Source organism: Pseudomonas ficuserectae (genome assembly GCF_024584585.1).
GTDB classification, from domain to species: domain Bacteria; phylum Pseudomonadota; class Gammaproteobacteria; order Pseudomonadales; family Pseudomonadaceae; genus Aquipseudomonas; species Aquipseudomonas amygdali.
This window is the reverse complement of record NZ_CP085684.1, coordinates 1,053,313-1,070,568: the sequence shown is the minus strand read 5'-3', so window position 1 is coordinate 1,070,568 and position 17,256 is coordinate 1,053,313. Positions and strand designations below refer to the sequence as shown.

Genomic DNA, 17,256 nt, shown 5'->3' with positions numbered 1-17,256 from the left:
CAAATCCTCTGTGGGTAACCATCATCACACCTGCGACGCTGGCGGCATGGCCTGGTAAGGAGCTTCCTTGTCGGTACGCGCCTTGGTGGTCCACGCCGCACGGCCTACTTTAAGGGCGTAGAACAGAATGCTGAACACCACGAACAGGAACAGTACGGTCAGCCCGGCATTGGTGTAAGCGTTGAAGATCACATGCTGCATCTGGTCCATGGTTTTGGCCGGGGCCAGAATCTGGCCAGCATCTGCCGCCGCGCTGTATTTCTTGGCCAGAGCCAGAAAGCCCACCGCAGGGTTGGCGTCGAACAGCTTGATGAGGCCAGCGGTCACGGTGCAGATCAGCAGCCAGGTGGCAGGCAGCATGGTCACCCACACATAGCGCTGACGCTTCATCTTGATCAGCACGACGCTGGCCAGCATCAGGGCAATACCGGCGAGCATCTGGTTGGAGATGCCGAACAGCGGCCACAGGGTATTGATGCCGCCCAGCGGGTCGATTACGCCTTGGTACAGCAGATAGCCCCACAGCGCCACGCAACCACCGGTGCCGATGGCGTTGGCCGTCCACGACTCGGTACGTTTCAGAGCCGGAACGAAACTGCCCAGTAGATCCTGCAGCATAAAGCGTCCGGCTCGTGTACCGGCGTCGACTGCGGTCAGAATGAACAGCGCCTCGAACAGAATCGCGAAGTGGTACCAGAACGCCATGGTGTTTTCACCCGGCAGCACCTGATGGAGGATCTGCGCGATACCAACCGCCAGCGTCGGCGCACCACCGGCACGCGCCAGTACAGTGTTTTCACCGATGTCTTTCGCAACAGCAGTCAATTGCTCCGGCGTGATGGCAAAGCCCCAGCTGGAGACAGTCTGCGCGACAGTCACCACGTCACTGCCAACCACCGCAGCCGGGCTGTTCATGGCGAAGTACACGCCTGGCTCGATCACCGAGGCGGCAACCATTGCCATGATGGCCACGAACGACTCCATCAGCATGCCGCCGTAACCGATGTAACGAGCGTTCTTTTCGTTATCCAGCAGCTTGGGCGTGGTGCCCGAAGAGATCAGCGCGTGGAAACCCGATACCGCACCGCAAGCGATAGTGATGAACAGGAACGGGAACAGTGCGCCCTTCCAGACCGGGCCTGTGCCGTTGGTGAACTGGGTCAGGGCCGGCATTTTCAGCTCGGGAGCCAGAATCAGGATGCCGATTGCCAGTGCCAGAATGGTGCCGATTTTCAGGAAGGTCGACAGGTAGTCACGTGGCGCAAGCAGCAGCCAGACCGGCAGCATTGCTGCTACAAAACCATAGCCCACCAACATCCAGGTGATCTGCACGCCGGTGAAGGTGAACATCGGCCCCCAGGTCGGATCGGCCGCTACCATGCCGCCGACCCAGATCGAACCGAGTAGCAGAATGACACCGATAATGGAGATTTCACCGATACGACCCGGGCGGATGTAGCGCATATAGATGCCCATGAACATCGCGATCGGGATCGTCGCCATGACCGTGAACATGCCCCACGGGCTCTCGGCCAAGGCCTTGACCACGATCAGCGCCAGCACCGCCAGGATGATGATCATGATCAGGAAACAGCCGAACAGGGCGATGGTGCCGGGAATACGGCCCATTTCCTCGCGAACCATGTCGCCCAGAGAGCGACCGTTACGGCGCGTGGAGAGGAACAGGATCATGAAATCCTGTACCGCACCGGCCAGCACCACACCGGCGATCAGCCAGAGCGTACCGGGCAGATAACCCATTTGCGCGGCCAGTACCGGGCCGACCAGCGGGCCTGCACCGGCGATGGCAGCAAAGTGATGACCGAAAAGGATGTGTTTGTTGGTCGGCACGTAGTCCAGACCATCGTTGTTGACCACCGCCGGTGTCGCGCGCAGCGGATCGAGCTGCATGACATGGGTGGCGATGAACAGACTGTAGTAACGATAGGCAACCAGATAGATAGCCACCGCAGCGACCACTATCCACAAAGCGTTGATCGCTTCTCCGCGACGCAAGGCCACGACCCCAAGGGCACATGCCCCGACAATTGCGACGATGAGCCAGGGAACATGGCGCATCAGACTATTATTATTTTTCATTTTTTTATTCCAGCAGAGTTGACTAGAAGGCAAGCAGTCCGAGTTTAGCGCCGGATCAGCGAAAGACCACCCCCAACCATGGTCTAGAGCGAAATTTGATCAATTGCGGCAGATACCCGGCATAGAGGGCTGGAATGGCCTCGACAGATGGTTGCCGGATCACAAAACAGTGATGCGGAACTGTTCTGTAATGGCTTTCAGGTCTATCGTGCAGGAACAACAGAATTGATCAGATAACGACCTGCCCGCTGACCTCCGGTGGCGGTCAACAAGAGAGTTCATTCGATGACCGACTCACCTGCAGATCGCCGTCGTTTCAAGCGCATTGACTTCGACGCCAAAACCGATTTGAAGCAAGGCGATCAGACCTGGAAGGTTCAACTGGTCGATCTTTCCCTGAAAGGGTTGCTCATAGAGCGGCCTGATCCGTGGAACGGTGATCAGACGCAGCCCTTTGAAGTCGACATCATTCTAAGCAACGACGCCCACGTAAAAATGGATGTCAAAATCACCCATGACAACAGCCGCCAATTGGGATTCGTTTGCCGGCACATAGGGCTGGAGTCAATCAGCCACCTGAAGCGGCTGGTCGAATTGAACCTCGCAGACCCCGAGGAACTGGATCGGGAACTGGCAGCCTTGATCGAACTGCAGGGATAATCCTCGGGGCGAGGTTATTCGAACAACGCATCCAGTGCCTGCTCCAGACGCGTGACGGCAATGATCTGCAAACCGGGTGGCGCTTCCTTCGGCGCATTGCCTTTAGGTACGATGGCCCGCTTGAAGCCATGCTTGGCGGCTTCCTTGAGGCGCTCCTGGCCGCTGGGCACCGGCCTGACCTCACCCGACAGCCCCACTTCGCCAAACACCAGCAAGTCATGCGGCAGCGGACGATTGCGCAGGCTGGACATCACCGCAGCCATCAAGGCCAGGTCGGATGCGGTTTCCAGCACTTTCACACCGCCCACTACGTTGAGAAACACGTCCTGATCGTGAGTCGGAATACCGCCATGTCGATGCAGGACCGCCAGGAGCATGGCCAGACGGTTCTGGTCCAGACCCAGCGTTACACGACGCGGGTTGGACATGTGGCTGTCGTCCACCAGCGCCTGAACCTCCACCAGCATCGGCCGCGTGCCTTCCCAAGTGGCCATGACCACACTGCCCGGCACTTCTTCCTGAGCACGGGTGAGAAAAATCGCCGACGGGTTGGAGACTTCTTTCAGGCCCTTGTCGGTCATGCCGAACACGCCCAGTTCGTTCACCGCGCCGAAGCGATTCTTCACCGCCCGCAGCAGACGCAGACGGCCATCCGACTCGCCCTCGAAATACAATACGGTGTCGACCATGTGCTCAAGCACACGCGGGCCGGCAAGCGCGCCCTCTTTAGTGACGTGACCAACCAGAAAGATCGCCGTGCCGCTCTGTTTGGCGTAGCGCACCAGCAAGGCCGCGCTTTCGCGAACCTGCGACACGCCACCCGGTGCTGACTGCAACTGTTCGGTGAAAATCGTCTGGATCGAATCGATCACCATGACCTTGGGCTTCTCGACCTTGGCAGTGGCAATGATGGTTTCGATACAGGTTTCAGTCATGACGCGCAGCTTGTCCTGCGGCAGCCCCAGGCGTCGGGCACGCATGGCCACCTGCTGCTGGGATTCCTCGCCGGTGACATACAGCGCGGGCATGCGCTGGGCGATATTGCACAGTGTCTGCAACAGAATTGTCGACTTGCCGATGCCGGGGTCGCCGCCAATCAGCACCACCGAGCCGTCAACCAGCCCGCCGCCCAGCACTCGGTCGAGCTCGGTGGAGTTGGTGGAGAAGCGCGGAATCTCTTCGACACTGACTTCTGCCAGGGTTCTGATTTGCGCCTGTGAACCGGTCCAGCCGGTACGCCCGGTGGGCGGCGCAGCAGCGCCACTCTCAATCATCGTTTCGACCAGTGTGTTCCAGGCGCCGCATTCGCTGCACTGGCCCGCCCACTTGGGAAATGTCGCGCCGCACTCGGTGCAGCCGTACAAGCGTTTGGCCTTGGCCATGACAACCCCAGTCGTAAAAAACGCCCATGATAACGCAGGTTGAGCCGGCAGCTACCTGCGCAGCGAACCATGACTTTCAAAACCGGATAAAACTTACACAGGCCGCTTCGGTCGATTGAACGTAGAACGGACGACAACTGTAAGGCTGGACTACACTCTCCCGGATCACTTTTATCTGTAACAAGGAATTACCCATGAGCGTACTTAGCGAGTTCAAGGCCTTCGCGGTCAAAGGTAACGTGGTCGATATGGCCGTCGGTATCATCATTGGCGCGGCATTCGGCAAGATCGTTTCGTCGTTCGTCGGCGATGTGATCATGCCACCGTTAGGCTTGCTGATCGGCGGCGTGGACTTCAGTGACCTGGCCATCACCCTGCGCCCTGCGCAAGGTACGGCACCGGCAGTGCTGCTGGCTTATGGCAAGTTCATCCAGACGGTTATCGACTTCATTATCGTCGCGTTCGCGATCTTCATGGGCGTCAAGGCCATCAACCGCCTCAAGCGCGAAGAAGCCAAAGCACCGACCCTGCCACCAACGCCATCCAAGCAGGAAGTGCTGCTGAGCGAGATTCGTGACCTGCTCAAGGAACAGAACAAACCGGCCGCGCCAGTCACTGTAGACCCTACGCGTCCGCTTTGATTTGACTCCCGGAGCGCTTAAGGAGATGGCTATCGTCCCCACGCAGTGCTTTTCAACCGCGGTGGCACAGACGACGCAGAGTGCGACCTTGGTGACGGCTGAGTCCTGGCGCTGATCCGGGGGTAGCCTGGCAGGACGCCAGGCTAACCCCGGATCAGTGACAGGGCGAAGGAACCCGACGAAGTCGGGCCGGAAACAGGAGCGAGGGGCTTTGGTTACTTTGGCCCCATCAAAGTAACTCGCCGAGGGGCGAAAAGGTGACCTGAGTCGGGCGCCAACTCACCTGATGTCGAAGAACCGCTGTGTGACGCAGAGCGTCACGAACTGCATGCCAACGCGGAGCATTGGCACGATAGTCATCGTTAGCCGCCAACCATCACCAATACGTCTCCACCGCAACCTGCCCCGGCTTGCGTGACAGGCTCAGGCGCATGTCACGCTGTTTGAGCAGTGCACGTGTGTCGTCGATCATCTGCGGGTTGCCGCACAGCATCACTCGAGAATGCTCAGGTGTCAGTGCGATGCCTGCCGCGCGCTCAAGCTCGCCGTTTTCAATCAACTGCGTAATGCGGCCACTTAGTGCGCCCGGATGCTGTTCGCGGGTCACAGTCGGTAGGAACAGGAACTTGTCTGCGTATTCAGCCAGATATTCGCGCTGCATCAGTTCGCCAATCAACTGCTGATAGGCCAGTTCGCGGGACTCACGAACGCTGTACACCAGAATCACCCGCTCGAACTTCTCCCAGACCTCGAAATCCTGAAGGATCGATAGAAACGGCGCGACACCTGTACCTGTGGATAACAGCCAGAGGTCGCGGCCATCGACAAAACGGTCCAGGGTCAAATAACCAAACGCCAGTTTTTCCACCATCAATTCGTCGCCTTCGCGCAGACGACTCAGTTCGCTGGTGAATTCGCCATCCGGCACCACGATAGAAAAAAACTCCAGAAACTCGTCGTGCGGTGAAGATACCATCGAGTAGGCACGCCATACGGTGGTGCCGTCTGCCTTGGTCACACCGAGGCGCGCAAACTGTCCTGCCCGAAAGCGAAAACCAGGGTCGCGCGTGGTGCGCAGGGTGAACAGGTTGGTGGTCAGCGGCGTGACACGCTGCAGTGTCTGTCGGGTGAATTTGTCGTCACTGACGGTCATGGTGTGCTTTGAACTCCTGAATATGAAAAGCAGAACCCAGTGTCCCGCAAAGCGGGCCCGATAAACACCGGCTGTTTGTGGTGAATTACCCGGTCAGCGGCGCTGCGGCTTAGAGTATTTGGTTCTTGAGTCAGCCAATGCCCGATCGAACCTCTACAGGGCAAATTGCCGCGACCTCTCTTGCACAGGGGTTCCAGCCAAAAGGCCGATAACACGCTGCCAAGTGCCATCAGCCCATCCGTCCGGGTAATGCGCGCAGGCGCAGTTTGCGGTGTTTTTGTTCCTAGACTGGATAAACGAACAGCAAGGTCTGGACACGTACTGCAAGGAGGCTACATGAACACAATGGAAATAAAATTTTCACAGCCCTCGCCAGCAAAAAACCTGACTCAGAGAGAAATTGAAGTCCTCAAGTGGTCCGCCGAAGGCAAGACAGCTGGCGATATCGCAATGATTCTCTGCCTGAAGGAGCGCACCATCCACTTTCACATTGCCAGCGCCATTCAGAAAATGGGCGTTTGCAACAAGACGGCTGCTGCCGTACAGGCCGCACTGAGCGGGGTGTTCTGATAAAGCCCGCAGCCGAACCGCAATCAAACAGGTATGAAAACGAAAAAATACGTAAAATCGTCTGCCTCGGCGAGCCCACCTGTCTTCGGGCTCACTGACATACTTTCGATTGCACAGAGTTCTCCCGCCAATGCCCCTGCTCATCAGTCCTTTCGCTGAACTTGATCTCATTCGCCAACCCGAGCAACAGGATGAGCCGTTGCAGGCATTCGATGCTGCTGACGAGTACCTGCTCAATCATGTTGCAGAAACCGGGCTGAGCCTGCAAAGCCGGGTGCTGGTGCTCAATGACAGTTTCGGCGCGCTGGCGGCGAGTCTGGCGTCTCATGCCACGGTGGTCAGCAGCACCGACTCTTTCCTGGCTGCACAAGGTCTGGAAAAGAACCTGGCACGCAATGGCATGAGCTATGACGCGGTACCGCACATCCCCGCCAGCGAGCCCTTGAGCGGGCCGTTCGACTGGGTGCTGATCCGGGTGCCGAAGACTCTGGCGCTGCTGGAAGAACAACTGATACGCCTGCAGGGTCAACTGGCACCAGGGGCTCGCGTGGTCGCGGCAGCCATGGTCAAGCATTTGCCACGTTCGGCTGGCGACCTGCTGGAGGAATATGTAGGGCCGGTGCAGGCCTCGCTGGCGGTGAAAAAAGCCCGGCTGCTGTTCGCCACGCCGCAGCCCATGGAAGTGCGGACTTCGCCCTACCCGACCCGTTACCGTCTGGACGAGCCGGCCATCGAACTACTCAACCACGCCAATGTATTTTGCCGCGACGGGCTGGACATCGGTACCCGGGCATTCCTGCCTTATCTGCCGAAAAACCTCGGCACCGCAAGGGTCGCCGACCTGGGATGCGGCAATGGCGTGCTGGCTATTGCCAGCGCGCTGGACAACCCGCAGGCGCACTACACGCTGGTCGACGAGTCGTTCATGGCCGTGCAATCGGCAGCCGAGAACTGGCGCGCAACGCTGGGCGAACGTGTGGTGGAAGTTCGGGCAGCTGACGGGCTGGACACTCAGGAACCCGACTCGCTGGATGTGGTGCTGTGCAACCCGCCCTTCCATCAGCAACAGGTGGTGGGAGATTTTCTTGCCTGGCGCATGTTCCTCCAGGCGCGTGCCGCACTGGTTAACGGCGGCGCGCTGTATATCGTCGGCAATCGTCACCTGGGTTATCACACCAAGCTGTCGCGCCTGTTCCGCGGTGTCGAGCAAGTGGCGGCCACGCCGAAATTCGTGATCCTGAAAGCACGCAAGTAATCCACGGCGCAAAAAAAGACCCTCTTGCCAGCGGGTGGCAAGAGGGTCGCAAAACGTGTCCGGATGACACGAACGGGAATTCAGTATCAGTGTGTCGTCAGGCCCGCTGCGCTCATGAACATGCGCATCAGGCTGGCTACGATAAACAGCGCAAATACGCTGCCCGCCCAGATCCCGACCAGCCAGGCCAAGCGTTGCCAGAGCGGTTTGCTCAGTGCCGGATCAGGATCGTGCATGGAATTTTTACCAGACATCGTCAATCTCCTCGGTTCTAACTAGTGATAACCGTCTGCAGCCGTCACCTTGCCGCGGAACACGTAGTAGCTCCAGAAGGTGTAGCCCAGGATGAACGGAATGATGAACAGCGTGCCGACCAGCATGAAGCCCTGGCTCTGCGGCGGCGCGGCGGCTGCCCAGATCGATACCGAAGGCGGAATGATGTTTGGCCACAGGCTGATGCCCAGCCCGCTGTAACCCAGAAATATCAGCAACAGGGTCAGCAGGAACGGCGTGTAGTGGGCATTGCGGGCGACAGCCTTGAACAAACCGTACATGGTCACCAGCACCAGAACCGGCACGGGCATGAACCACAGTAGATTGGGCATGCTGAACCAGCGATGGGCAATGTCCGCGTGAGCCAGCGGCGTCCACAGGCTGACCACCGCCATGACCGCCAGCACAGCCAGTGCCAGAGGGCGGGCCAGATCATGCATCGCCTTCTGCAGCGAACCTTCGGTTTTCATGATCAGCCAGGTACAGCCCAGCAGCGCATAGGCGACAATCAGGGCCAGGCCGCAGAACATCGGAAACGGCGCGAGCCAGTCCAGTGAACCGCCAGCGAACTGACGATTGACCACCGGAATTCCTTCGATGTAGGCGCCCAGCGCCACGCCCTGAAAGAAGGTTGCAGCCAGCGAACCGCCAATGAACGCCTTGTCCCAGAGGTGGCGTTTCTGTTCGGTCGCCTTGAAGCGAAACTCGAACGCCACGCCGCGAAAGATCAGGCCCATGAGCATGAACATCAGCGGCAGGTACAGCGCAGACAAGACCACCGAGTAGGCCAGCGGGAATGCACCGAACAGTGCCGCACCGCCCAGCACCAGCCAGGTCTCGTTGCCGTCCCAGACCGGCGCGACGGTATTCATCATCACGTCACGGTCGGAACTGTCTTTCATGAACGGGAAGAGAATCCCGATGCCCAGATCGAAGCCGTCCATCACCACGTACATCATGATGCCGAAGACGATGATGATGGCCCAGATCAGCGGAAGATCGATACCCATGGCTTAAATCCCCTTGCCGAGACGGTCAGGATGGTCGCCATCTTCTTCGCCTTCAACAGCAGCGGAGAGCGGACGGGCCGGAGTGCGTTGTTGGCCGGGACCACCGTGAGGCACATGTTCGACATAGGCTTTTGGCCCCTTGCGAACCAGGCGCATCATGTAGCCAAGACCTGCACCGAACAGCACGAAATACACGACCACGAACAGCACCAGAGTGATGCTCATCTGCGCCACGCTGTGGCCGGACGATGCATCGGCGGTGCGCATCAGGCCATACACGACCCACGGCTGACGACCGATTTCGGTAGTAAACCAGCCGGCGAGAATCGCGATCAGGCCAGACGGCCCCATCCACAGCGCCAGGTACAGGAATGGACGCGAGTTATACAGCGTGCCGCGCTTGCGCAGCCACAGGCTCCAAAGGCCGGTGAAAATCATCAGCATGCCTAGGGCAACCATGACCCGGAACGACCAGAATACGATTGTCGAATTAGGGCGATCCTCAGGCTTGAACTCCTTGAGCGCCGGCACCTGCTTGTCGAGGCTGTGGGTCAGGATCAGGCTGCCCAGGTACGGAATTTCCACCGCGTACTTGGTACGCTCTTCCTTCATGTCGGGAATGCCGAACAGGATCAGCGGGGTCGGTTCGTCACCGACGTTTTCCCAATGGCCTTCAATGGCGGCGATCTTCGCCGGCTGATGCTTGAGCGTATTCAGACCGTGGAAGTCACCGACCACTGCCTGAACAGGCGCAACCAGCAGGGCCATCCACATGGCCATCGAAAGCATTTTTCGTACGGCGGGTGTGTCGCGACCGCGCAACAGGTGCCAGGCAGCCGACGAGCCGACGAAGAACGCAGTGGCCACGAATGCGGCAATCGCCATGTGCGTCAGGCGGTACGGGAACGAGGGGTTGAACACCACTGCGAACCAGTCGGTCGGAATGACACGGCCGTCGATGATCTCGAAACCTTGCGGCGTCTGCATCCAGCTGTTGGACGACAGAATCCAGAACGTGGAGATCAGCGTGCCAATGGCAACCATCACCGTGGAAAAGAAGTGCAGCTTACGGCCGACACGGTTCCAGCCGAACAGCATGACGCCGAGGAAACCCGCTTCAAGGAAGAAGGCGGTCAGTACCTCGTAGGTCAGCAGCGGGCCGGTAACAGCACCTGCAAAATCGGAGAAGCGGCTCCAGTTGGTGCCGAATTGATAGGCCATGACCAGCCCGGAGACCACGCCCATGCCGAAGTTGACCGCAAAGATCTTCGACCAGAAGTGGTACAGGTCACGGTAGACGTCATCGCGGGTCTTCAGCCACAGACCTTCGAGCACAGCCAGGTAACTTGCCAGACCAATAGTGATGGCAGGAAACAGGATGTGAAACGAAATGGTGAATGCGAACTGAATTCGGGCGAGATCTATAGCCTCTAAACCGAACATAGTATGTTCCTCTCTCAGATGAAACCTGCTGCTGGCTGTGAGCCAACAACGATTGCTCCCACGGTAATGAGTGCTTATGTTTCTTTATTCTGGCGTTTCCAATGGCGAAAACGCTGGCCGAAGCACTGATCACTGCCTGAACGCAATGATGCAGATCAATCGACCATGAAAGAGTAGTCCTGTTCAGCCGCTAAAGTCGTGTGGTCTATTGTCGCGTGGCGAGTTGTCTCACCGGTAGAGCACTTGCAGACACCCACCGCTCCTCACGCTCTAGCGTGAGAATGCCGTTCGTGACGCTCCGCGTCACACCTGCGCCGCACCACCTACGCAAGAGGACGCAGAGCGTCCAGAACCGCATGCCAACGCAGAGCGTTGGCATGATAAGCAGTTGGATTTGCGCGCGCGATTACAACAACTTGTCCAGCGTGATCGGAAACTCGCGGATCCGCTTGCCGGTGGCGTGGTAGATCGCGTTGGCAATCGCTGCCGGTACGCCCACGATGCCGATCTCGCCGACGCCTTTGGAACCCAGCGCGTTGACGATCTCGTCGTTTTCTTCGACAAACAGCACGTCAATATCGCCGATATCAGCATTAACCGGGATGTGGTACTCGGCTAGGCTGTGGTTCATCGGGCGACCCAGAGTGTGATCAAGCATCGCCTCTTCCTGAAGCGCCATGCCCATCCTCCACACAACACCACCCAGAATCTGACTACGCGCCATCTTCGGGTTCACTACCCGGCCCGCTGCTACAGCACTGACCACGCGATTGACCTTGATCGTGCCCAGGTCCTCGTCGACCAGCACTTCGACGAATACCGCCGAGTGCGTTGCAGCCGCATAGGCTTCACGCTTCTTGTCCGGCTCGGCATCAACTTGCACTTCAATCGCACCACTGGCTTGAGAGGCAGCCAGCTCTGCCATCGACAGCGCCTGCTCGCCCACATACAGCTTGCCCGCTTCGAAACGCACCTCATCCGGCGTGGCAGATGCGAACTGCGGATGAAGCCCTTTGGCAACTTCCAGAACCTGACGCTGCAGGGCCTGACACGCCTGCTGCACCGCTGTACCCACTGAAGACACGGTAAACGAGCCGCCCTGCAAAGGCGCGGTCGGCAACGAAGAGTCACCCAGTAGAAAGGTGACATTCTCCACATCGATGCCCGAGGCTTCAGCAGCGATCTGCGTCATCACAGTGTACGTACCCGTACCGATGTCAGTCGTGGCACTGCTGACTACCAAACTGCCATCAGCCTCAAGACGCGCCTTTGCGCTGGCTTTCATCTGCATGGCTTCCCAGACACCGCCCGCCATGCCCCAGCCGACCAGTTGACGACCTTGACGCATACTGCGTGGCTCGGGGTTGCGACTTTCCCAACCAAAACGCTCGGCGCCCTGGCGGTAGCACTCGCGCAGCTCTTTGCTGGAGTAAGGCTTGTCTTCATTACCGTTGCGTTCGGCGTAATTGGTCAGGCGCAGACGTACAGGGTCGATGGCCAGCGCACAGGCCAGCTCGTCCATGGCGCACTCCAGACCGATCATGCCCAATGCAGCGCCCGGCGCACGCATATCCAACGGCGTAAACACGTCCAGCGGCACCAGCTTGTAGGTCAGTTGCACGTTATCGCAGTGATAGAGCATGCCGCTCCACTCAACAACATGCTCGCTGAAGTCCTCGAATCGCGAAGTCTGGCCGATGGCTTCATGCCCAATGGCCAGCAGACGACCGTTGGCAGCCGCCCCCAGACGCAAGCGCTGCACGGTGCGCGGGCGATAGCCGAAGGTGAACATCTGTTGTCGGGTCAGGGTCAGGCGCACCGAGCGCTTCAGATGCAACGCCGCCATCACCGCCAATGGCAGCTGATATTGCGGGCGCAGGCCTGAACCGAAGGCACCGCCGACGAAGGCTGCCAGCACGCGGATCTTGTCCTTTTCCAGACCGAAGACCTTATGCAGGTAGTCCTGACAGTTCTGCGTGCCCTGGGTCTTGTCGTGAATCTGCAGGCTGCCGTCAGCCTGATACAGGACGGTGGAAGCATGCGGTTCCATCGGGTTGTGGTATTCGCTGGGCGTGCTGTAGGTCACGTCAACGCTGAGCGCAGAACTGGCCAGCTCACCCTCGAAGTTGCCACGCGGCGGCGGCAGTTCGGCAGGCGCGTCATGGGCAGTGTCGAGCATGGCCTGCAAATCGGTCTGGTGAGCCTGCTGTTCATATTCGATACGCACCAGCGAACCGGCGTGCCGTGCCAGCTCCAGCGTATCGGCAACGACCAGCGCAAGCGGCTGGCCGCTGTACATAACGTTGTCGTTGTAAAAAGGCCGAAACGGCGAACCGTCGGCCGAGTCAGCGTCTTCGTAGTTTTCGTCGTAGCTGGCCACTGAAGGACGATTGGTATGGTCGATGACGGCGACGACACCCGCGACTTTCAACGCCTCGCTGGTATCGATGCTGACGACGCGACCGTTGGCGATGGTGCTGGAGACTACGCTGGCATACAGCAGCCCTTCTTCAGGGTATTCACCGGCGTAGCGCGCGCCGCCTGTCACTTTCAGTCGGCCGTCGACGCGGTCTACCGGCTTGCCCATTGGCGAAAATGGCTGGTTCATTGGGCGCTCCCTCCTGTTGCGGCATCGCTCAAGGCGCGAATGATCGCGCGGCGGGCCAGCCTGACTTTGAAACCGTTGTGCTCCAGAGGCTTGGCATCTTCAAGCATGGCATCTGCCGCAGCGGCGAAGTGCTCGCGAGTGACCGGTTTACCGATCAACAATGCCTCGACCGCTTTGTCGCGCCACGGCTTGTGCGCGACGCCACCCAGCGCCAGACGCACGTCGCGTACCACGTCACCGTCCAGATCGATGGCAGCAGCGACCGATATCAGGGCAAACGCATAGGATGCGCGATCACGAATCTTCAGATAAGCGTTGTGACTGGCAAAGCCCTGTGCAGGCAGCTCGACCGCGATGATCAACTCATCATCGGCCAATTGGTTGTCGCGTTGCGGCGCATCACCCGGCAGGCGGTGGAAATCCGCGAACTCTATGGTGCGGCGACCGGCACGTCCTTCGACATGCACCACAGCCTCCAGCGCAGCAAGGGCCACGCACATGTCGGATGGATGCGTGGCGACACATTCGTCACTGGCACCGAGGATTGCGTGAATACGGTTCAGACCTTCACGCGCCGGGCAACCGCTACCCGGTTCACGCTTGTTGCACGGCACACCGGTGTCATAGAAGTAATAGCAACGGGTCCGTTGCAACAGGTTGCCGCTAGTGCTGGCCATATTGCGCAACTGTGGCGAGGCACCGGCCAGGACGGCTTTGCTCAGCAACGGGTACCGCGCCTCGATCAACGGGTGATACGCCAGGTCGGCATTACTCACCAGGGCGCCGATCATCAGCCCGCCAGAAGCCGTTTCGCTGACCTCCCTTAATGGAAGGCCGGTGATATCGATCAAGTGTTCAGGCGTTGCGACGTTTTCTTTCATCAGGTCGAGCAGGTTGGTGCCACCCGCAATGAAACGCGTGGCAGGCCCGCTCAGGTTGACCGCTGCGCTGATGTCGGTCGGCTTGCTGTAGGTAAACGGATTCATGCGTTCACCTCCGGCTTCGGCGCTGCATTGTGAAACTGTGGCAAGGCCTCTTCGACCGCGGCAAGAATATTGCTGTAGGCACCGCAGCGGCACAGGTTACCGCTCATCAGTTCCTGGATCTCGGCACGCGTGCTGGCGCGCCCCTCGTTGGCCAGCCCGACAGCCGAGCAGATCTGCCCGGGGGTGCAATAGCCGCACTGGAACGCATCGTTCTTGATGAACGCCTGCTGCATTGGATGCAACTGATCGCCGTCGGCAAGACCTTCAATGGTGGTCAGTTCGGCGCCGTCGCACATGATCGCCAACGTCAGGCAGGCATTGATGCGCGTACCGTCACGCAGTGCGGTACATGCACCACACTGGCCGTGGTCGCAGCCTTTCTTGGTGCCGACCAGGTCAAGCTGATCACGAAGCAGATCCAGCAGGGTGGTCCAGGGCAGCACGTCCAGCTGGCGCTGCTGCCCGTTCAAGGTAAGAGAAATCGCGTGGGTCGCGAAATCCTTCGGGTTCGGGGTCGTTGCACTCATGGAAACCTCACGGTAGGCGTTCGCTTAGCGCATTTTTATGCGTCTTAAGGGGTGGGACTTCGTGAGGTTTGCAACGTTCAGGCTTTCTTGATGAGCGCACTTGTCATCGAAAGGCCCTTATCCACAGGCAGCCATCCTGACCCGCTGCTGGTATGATGCGCGGCTTTTTCCGACCCGCAGAAATCAAACGGGCTGCCTCGCAGTCTGTGCTTTGCTGTTGGAGTCGATCATTCACGACGCGCGCCGCGTCACGGAGAGCCAGACATGCTGGAAAGGCTGTTTCAACTCAAGGCACATAACACCAACGTGAGGACCGAGATTCTCGCGGGCGTCACGACTTTCCTGGCGATGGCCTACATCCTGTTCGTCAACCCGAGCATCCTCGGCGAAACCGGCATGGACAAGGGCGCGGTATTCGTCGCCACCTGCCTGGCAGCCGCCATCGGCTCGACGGTGATGGGGCTGATCGCCAACTACCCGATCGCCCTCGCACCGGGCATGGGCCTGAACGCCTTCTTTACCTACACCGTGGTCCTGCACATGGGTCACAGCTGGCAGGTAGCGCTGGGCGCAGTGTTCATCTCGGCGGTGATGTTCTTCATTCTGTCGATCTTTCGCATCCGTGAATGGATCATCAACAGTATCCCTCTGCCCCTGCGTTCGGCCATTGCCGCCGGTATCGGCCTGTTTCTGGCACTGATCGCCCTGCATAACGCCGGAATCGTGGTCAGCAACCCGGCCACCATCATCGGCATGGGCGACCTCAAGCAGCCTGCTCCGGTGCTGGCTACCCTGGGCTTCTTTCTGATCGTGGCGCTGGACCACCTAAAAGTGCGCGGCGCGGTGCTGATCGGCATCCTCGCGGTCACCCTGGTGTCCATCGTGCTGGGCTTCACGCCGTTTGGCGGTGTGGTGTCGATGCCGCCTTCGCTGGCACCGACCTTCATGCAGCTGGACATCATGGGCGCGCTGGACGTTGGTCTGGTGAGCATCATCTTCGCCTTCCTGTTCGTCGATATCTTCGATAACTCCGGCACCCTGATCGGCGTGGCCAAACGCGCCGGGCTGATGGGCAAGGACGGGCACATGCCGAAAATGGGCCGTGCGCTGATCGCCGACAGTACTGCCGCGATGGCCGGTTCCCTGCTGGGCACCTCGACCACCACCAGCTACATCGAGTCGGCTGCGGGCGTCAGCGCGGGTGGCCGCACCGGTCTTACCGCCGTAGTGGTCGCCGTGCTGTTCCTGCTGGCGCTGTTCTTCGCCCCGCTGGCCGGCAGTGTGCCCGCCTTTGCCACCGCACCGGCGCTGCTGTTCGTCGCCGTGCTGATGGCGTCCGGCATGGCTGAAATCGACTGGGACGACATCACCGTCGCAGCGCCGGTGGTGATTACCGCTCTGGCGATGCCGTTCACCTACTCCATTGCCAACGGCATCGCCTTTGGTTTCATTTCCTGGACAGCGATCAAGCTGTTGTCAGGACGCTGGCGCGAGCTGAATTCCGCGCTGGTGATCCTGTCGATCCTGTTCGTGATCAAGCTGGGCTGGTTCAACGCATGAGTGTTCCTTTCGACCCTGCGAGCTACGACCGTCAGCTCGAAGAAAAAACTGTTCGCCTGCGCGAGTTGCTGGCGCCGTTCGATGCACCTGAGCCGCAGGTGTTTGATTCACCGCGCGAGCACTATCGGCTGCGCGCCGAATTTCGCCTGTGGCGCGAAGACCAAAAGCGTTATTACGCAATGTTCGCGCCGGGCGACAATCGAACGCCGATCCTGCTCGAAGGCCTGCCGATCGCCAGCGAGCGCATCAACGCGCTGATGCCGGTGCTGCGCGAGCGCTGGGAAGCCAGCCCGACGTTGAATCACAAGCTGTTTCAGGTGGACTTCCTGACCACGCTGGCGGGTGATGCGATGATCACCATGTGCTATCACCGCCCGCTGGACGCTGAATGGCAAGCCGCTGCCGAGCAATTGGCGGCTGAGCTGAACGTGAGCCTGATCGGTCGTTCCAAGGGCCAGAAGCTGATCATCGGCCAGGATTACGTGACCGAGAAGCTCGACGTGGCTGGCCGCACCTTCAGCTACCGCCAACCGGAAGGCGCGTTCACCCAGCCCAACGGCACGGTGAACGGCAAGATGCTCAACTGGGCGTTTGATGCGCTGGGCGAGCGGCAAGACGACCTGCTGGAGTTGTACTGCGGCAATGGCAACTTCACCCTGCCGCTGGCCACCCGCGTGCGCAAGGTATTGGCAACCGAGATCAGCAAGACTTCGGTCAATGCCGCGCTGAGCAACCTGGATGACAACGGCGTGGACAACGTCACGCTGGTGCGTTTGTCGGCTGAAGAGCTGACCGAAGCACTGAACGAGGTTCGCCCGTTCCGCCGTCTGCACGGTGTGGACCTGAAGAGCTACGACTTCGGCAGCGTCTTCGTCGACCCGCCACGCTCCGGCATGGACCCGGACACCTGCGAACTGACCCGCCGCTTCGAGCGCATTTTGTACATCTCCTGCAACCCGGAAACCCTGGCCGCCAACATCGCCCAGTTGCACGACACCCACCGGGTCGAGCGCTGCGCCCTGTTCGACCAGTTTCCGTACACCCACCACATGGAATCAGGTGTGCTGCTGGTTCGCCGTTGAAGTTCC

15 protein-coding genes are annotated in these 17,256 nt (G+C 59.5%); 6 read left to right on the top strand and 9 right to left on the bottom strand.

The features are described 5' to 3' along the window. Nucleotides 1–24: 24 nt before the first annotated feature. On the bottom strand, nt 25–2,100 hold the full coding sequence (locus tag LJU29_RS04815; protein WP_002555233.1) for a carbon starvation CstA family protein: 2,076 nt from the start codon (nt 2,098–2,100) through the stop codon (nt 25–27). A gap of 285 nt (nt 2,101–2,385) precedes the next feature. Between LJU29_RS04815 and LJU29_RS04810 the strand changes: the two genes are divergently transcribed. Further along, complete coding sequence (locus LJU29_RS04810) at nt 2,386–2,760, top strand: PilZ domain-containing protein (protein ID WP_005754283.1); 375 nt, start codon at nt 2,386–2,388, stop codon at nt 2,758–2,760. 14 nt (nt 2,761–2,774) lie between these two features. On the opposite strand, the gene radA is transcribed toward LJU29_RS04810, so the two are convergent. After that, a complete protein-coding gene (gene radA / locus LJU29_RS04805) occupies nt 2,775–4,142 on the bottom strand; it encodes a DNA repair protein RadA (RefSeq protein ID WP_002555235.1) in 1,368 nt (455 codons plus the stop codon). A gap of 194 nt (nt 4,143–4,336) precedes the next feature. Here radA and mscL point away from each other — a divergent pair, with 194 nt between their 5' ends. Next, a complete protein-coding gene (gene mscL, locus LJU29_RS04800; RefSeq protein ID WP_002555236.1) occupies nt 4,337–4,783 on the top strand; it encodes a large-conductance mechanosensitive channel protein MscL in 447 nt (148 codons plus the stop codon). A gap of 376 nt (nt 4,784–5,159) precedes the next feature. Here the strand turns inward: mscL and LJU29_RS04795 are convergent, their stop codons facing one another. Beyond that, nucleotides 5,160–5,936 carry a ferredoxin--NADP reductase gene (locus LJU29_RS04795; protein WP_004655524.1) on the bottom strand — a complete coding sequence of 259 codons (777 nt, stop codon included), beginning with the start codon at nt 5,934–5,936 and terminating at the stop codon, nt 5,160–5,162. A gap of 336 nt (nt 5,937–6,272) precedes the next feature. Here LJU29_RS04795 and LJU29_RS04790 point away from each other — a divergent pair, with 336 nt between their 5' ends. Both LJU29_RS04790 and LJU29_RS04785 read left to right on the top strand, forming a co-directional pair. After that, nucleotides 6,273–6,506: a helix-turn-helix domain-containing protein gene (locus LJU29_RS04790; protein WP_004666252.1), complete on the top strand. Its 234-nt coding sequence runs from the start codon at nt 6,273–6,275 to the stop codon at nt 6,504–6,506. A gap of 130 nt (nt 6,507–6,636) precedes the next feature. Beyond that, nucleotides 6,637–7,761, top strand: coding sequence for a methyltransferase (locus tag LJU29_RS04785; protein WP_041924638.1), 1,125 nt, complete (start codon nt 6,637–6,639; stop codon nt 7,759–7,761). 86 nt (nt 7,762–7,847) lie between these two features. Here LJU29_RS04785 and LJU29_RS04780 read toward each other — a convergent pair whose 3' ends face one another. The 6 genes from LJU29_RS04780 to LJU29_RS04755 all read right to left on the bottom strand — a co-directional run bounded on the left by LJU29_RS04780 (nt 7,848) and on the right by LJU29_RS04755 (nt 14,608). Then, a complete protein-coding gene (locus tag LJU29_RS04780) occupies nt 7,848–8,015 on the bottom strand; it encodes a DUF2474 domain-containing protein (RefSeq protein WP_002555239.1) in 168 nt (55 codons plus the stop codon). Nucleotides 8,016–8,036: 21 nt separating this feature from the next. After that, nucleotides 8,037–9,044 (bottom strand): cytochrome d ubiquinol oxidase subunit II, encoded by a 1,008-nt coding sequence (gene cydB / locus LJU29_RS04775; protein ID WP_002555240.1) that lies wholly within the window; start codon nt 9,042–9,044, stop codon nt 8,037–8,039. Between the two features lie 3 nt (nt 9,045–9,047). Then, nucleotides 9,048–10,487 carry a cytochrome ubiquinol oxidase subunit I gene (locus LJU29_RS04770; RefSeq protein ID WP_054995634.1) on the bottom strand — a complete coding sequence of 480 codons (1,440 nt, stop codon included), beginning with the start codon at nt 10,485–10,487 and terminating at the stop codon, nt 9,048–9,050. Nucleotides 10,488–10,893: 406 nt separating this feature from the next. Further along, nucleotides 10,894–13,095: a xanthine dehydrogenase family protein molybdopterin-binding subunit gene (locus LJU29_RS04765; RefSeq protein WP_257111723.1), complete on the bottom strand. Its 2,202-nt coding sequence runs from the start codon at nt 13,093–13,095 to the stop codon at nt 10,894–10,896. After that, complete coding sequence (locus LJU29_RS04760; RefSeq protein ID WP_054995635.1) at nt 13,092–14,081, bottom strand: FAD binding domain-containing protein; 990 nt, start codon at nt 14,079–14,081, stop codon at nt 13,092–13,094. Before LJU29_RS04760 ends, LJU29_RS04765 begins: the two co-directional genes overlap by 4 nt. Next, nucleotides 14,078–14,608, bottom strand: a complete 531-nt coding sequence (locus LJU29_RS04755) for a (2Fe-2S)-binding protein (protein WP_257111722.1) — start codon at nt 14,606–14,608, stop codon at nt 14,078–14,080. The genes LJU29_RS04760 and LJU29_RS04755 overlap by 4 nt, the downstream gene beginning before the upstream one ends. Before the next feature lie 264 nt (nt 14,609–14,872). Here LJU29_RS04755 and LJU29_RS04750 point away from each other — a divergent pair, with 264 nt between their 5' ends. Beyond that, complete coding sequence (locus LJU29_RS04750; protein ID WP_004666255.1) at nt 14,873–16,168, top strand: NCS2 family permease; 1,296 nt, start codon at nt 14,873–14,875, stop codon at nt 16,166–16,168. Then, on the top strand, nt 16,165–17,250 hold the full coding sequence (gene trmA / locus LJU29_RS04745; protein ID WP_257111721.1) for a tRNA (uridine(54)-C5)-methyltransferase TrmA: 1,086 nt from the start codon (nt 16,165–16,167) through the stop codon (nt 17,248–17,250). Before LJU29_RS04750 ends, trmA begins: the two co-directional genes overlap by 4 nt. Nucleotides 17,251–17,256 lie beyond the last annotated feature (6 nt).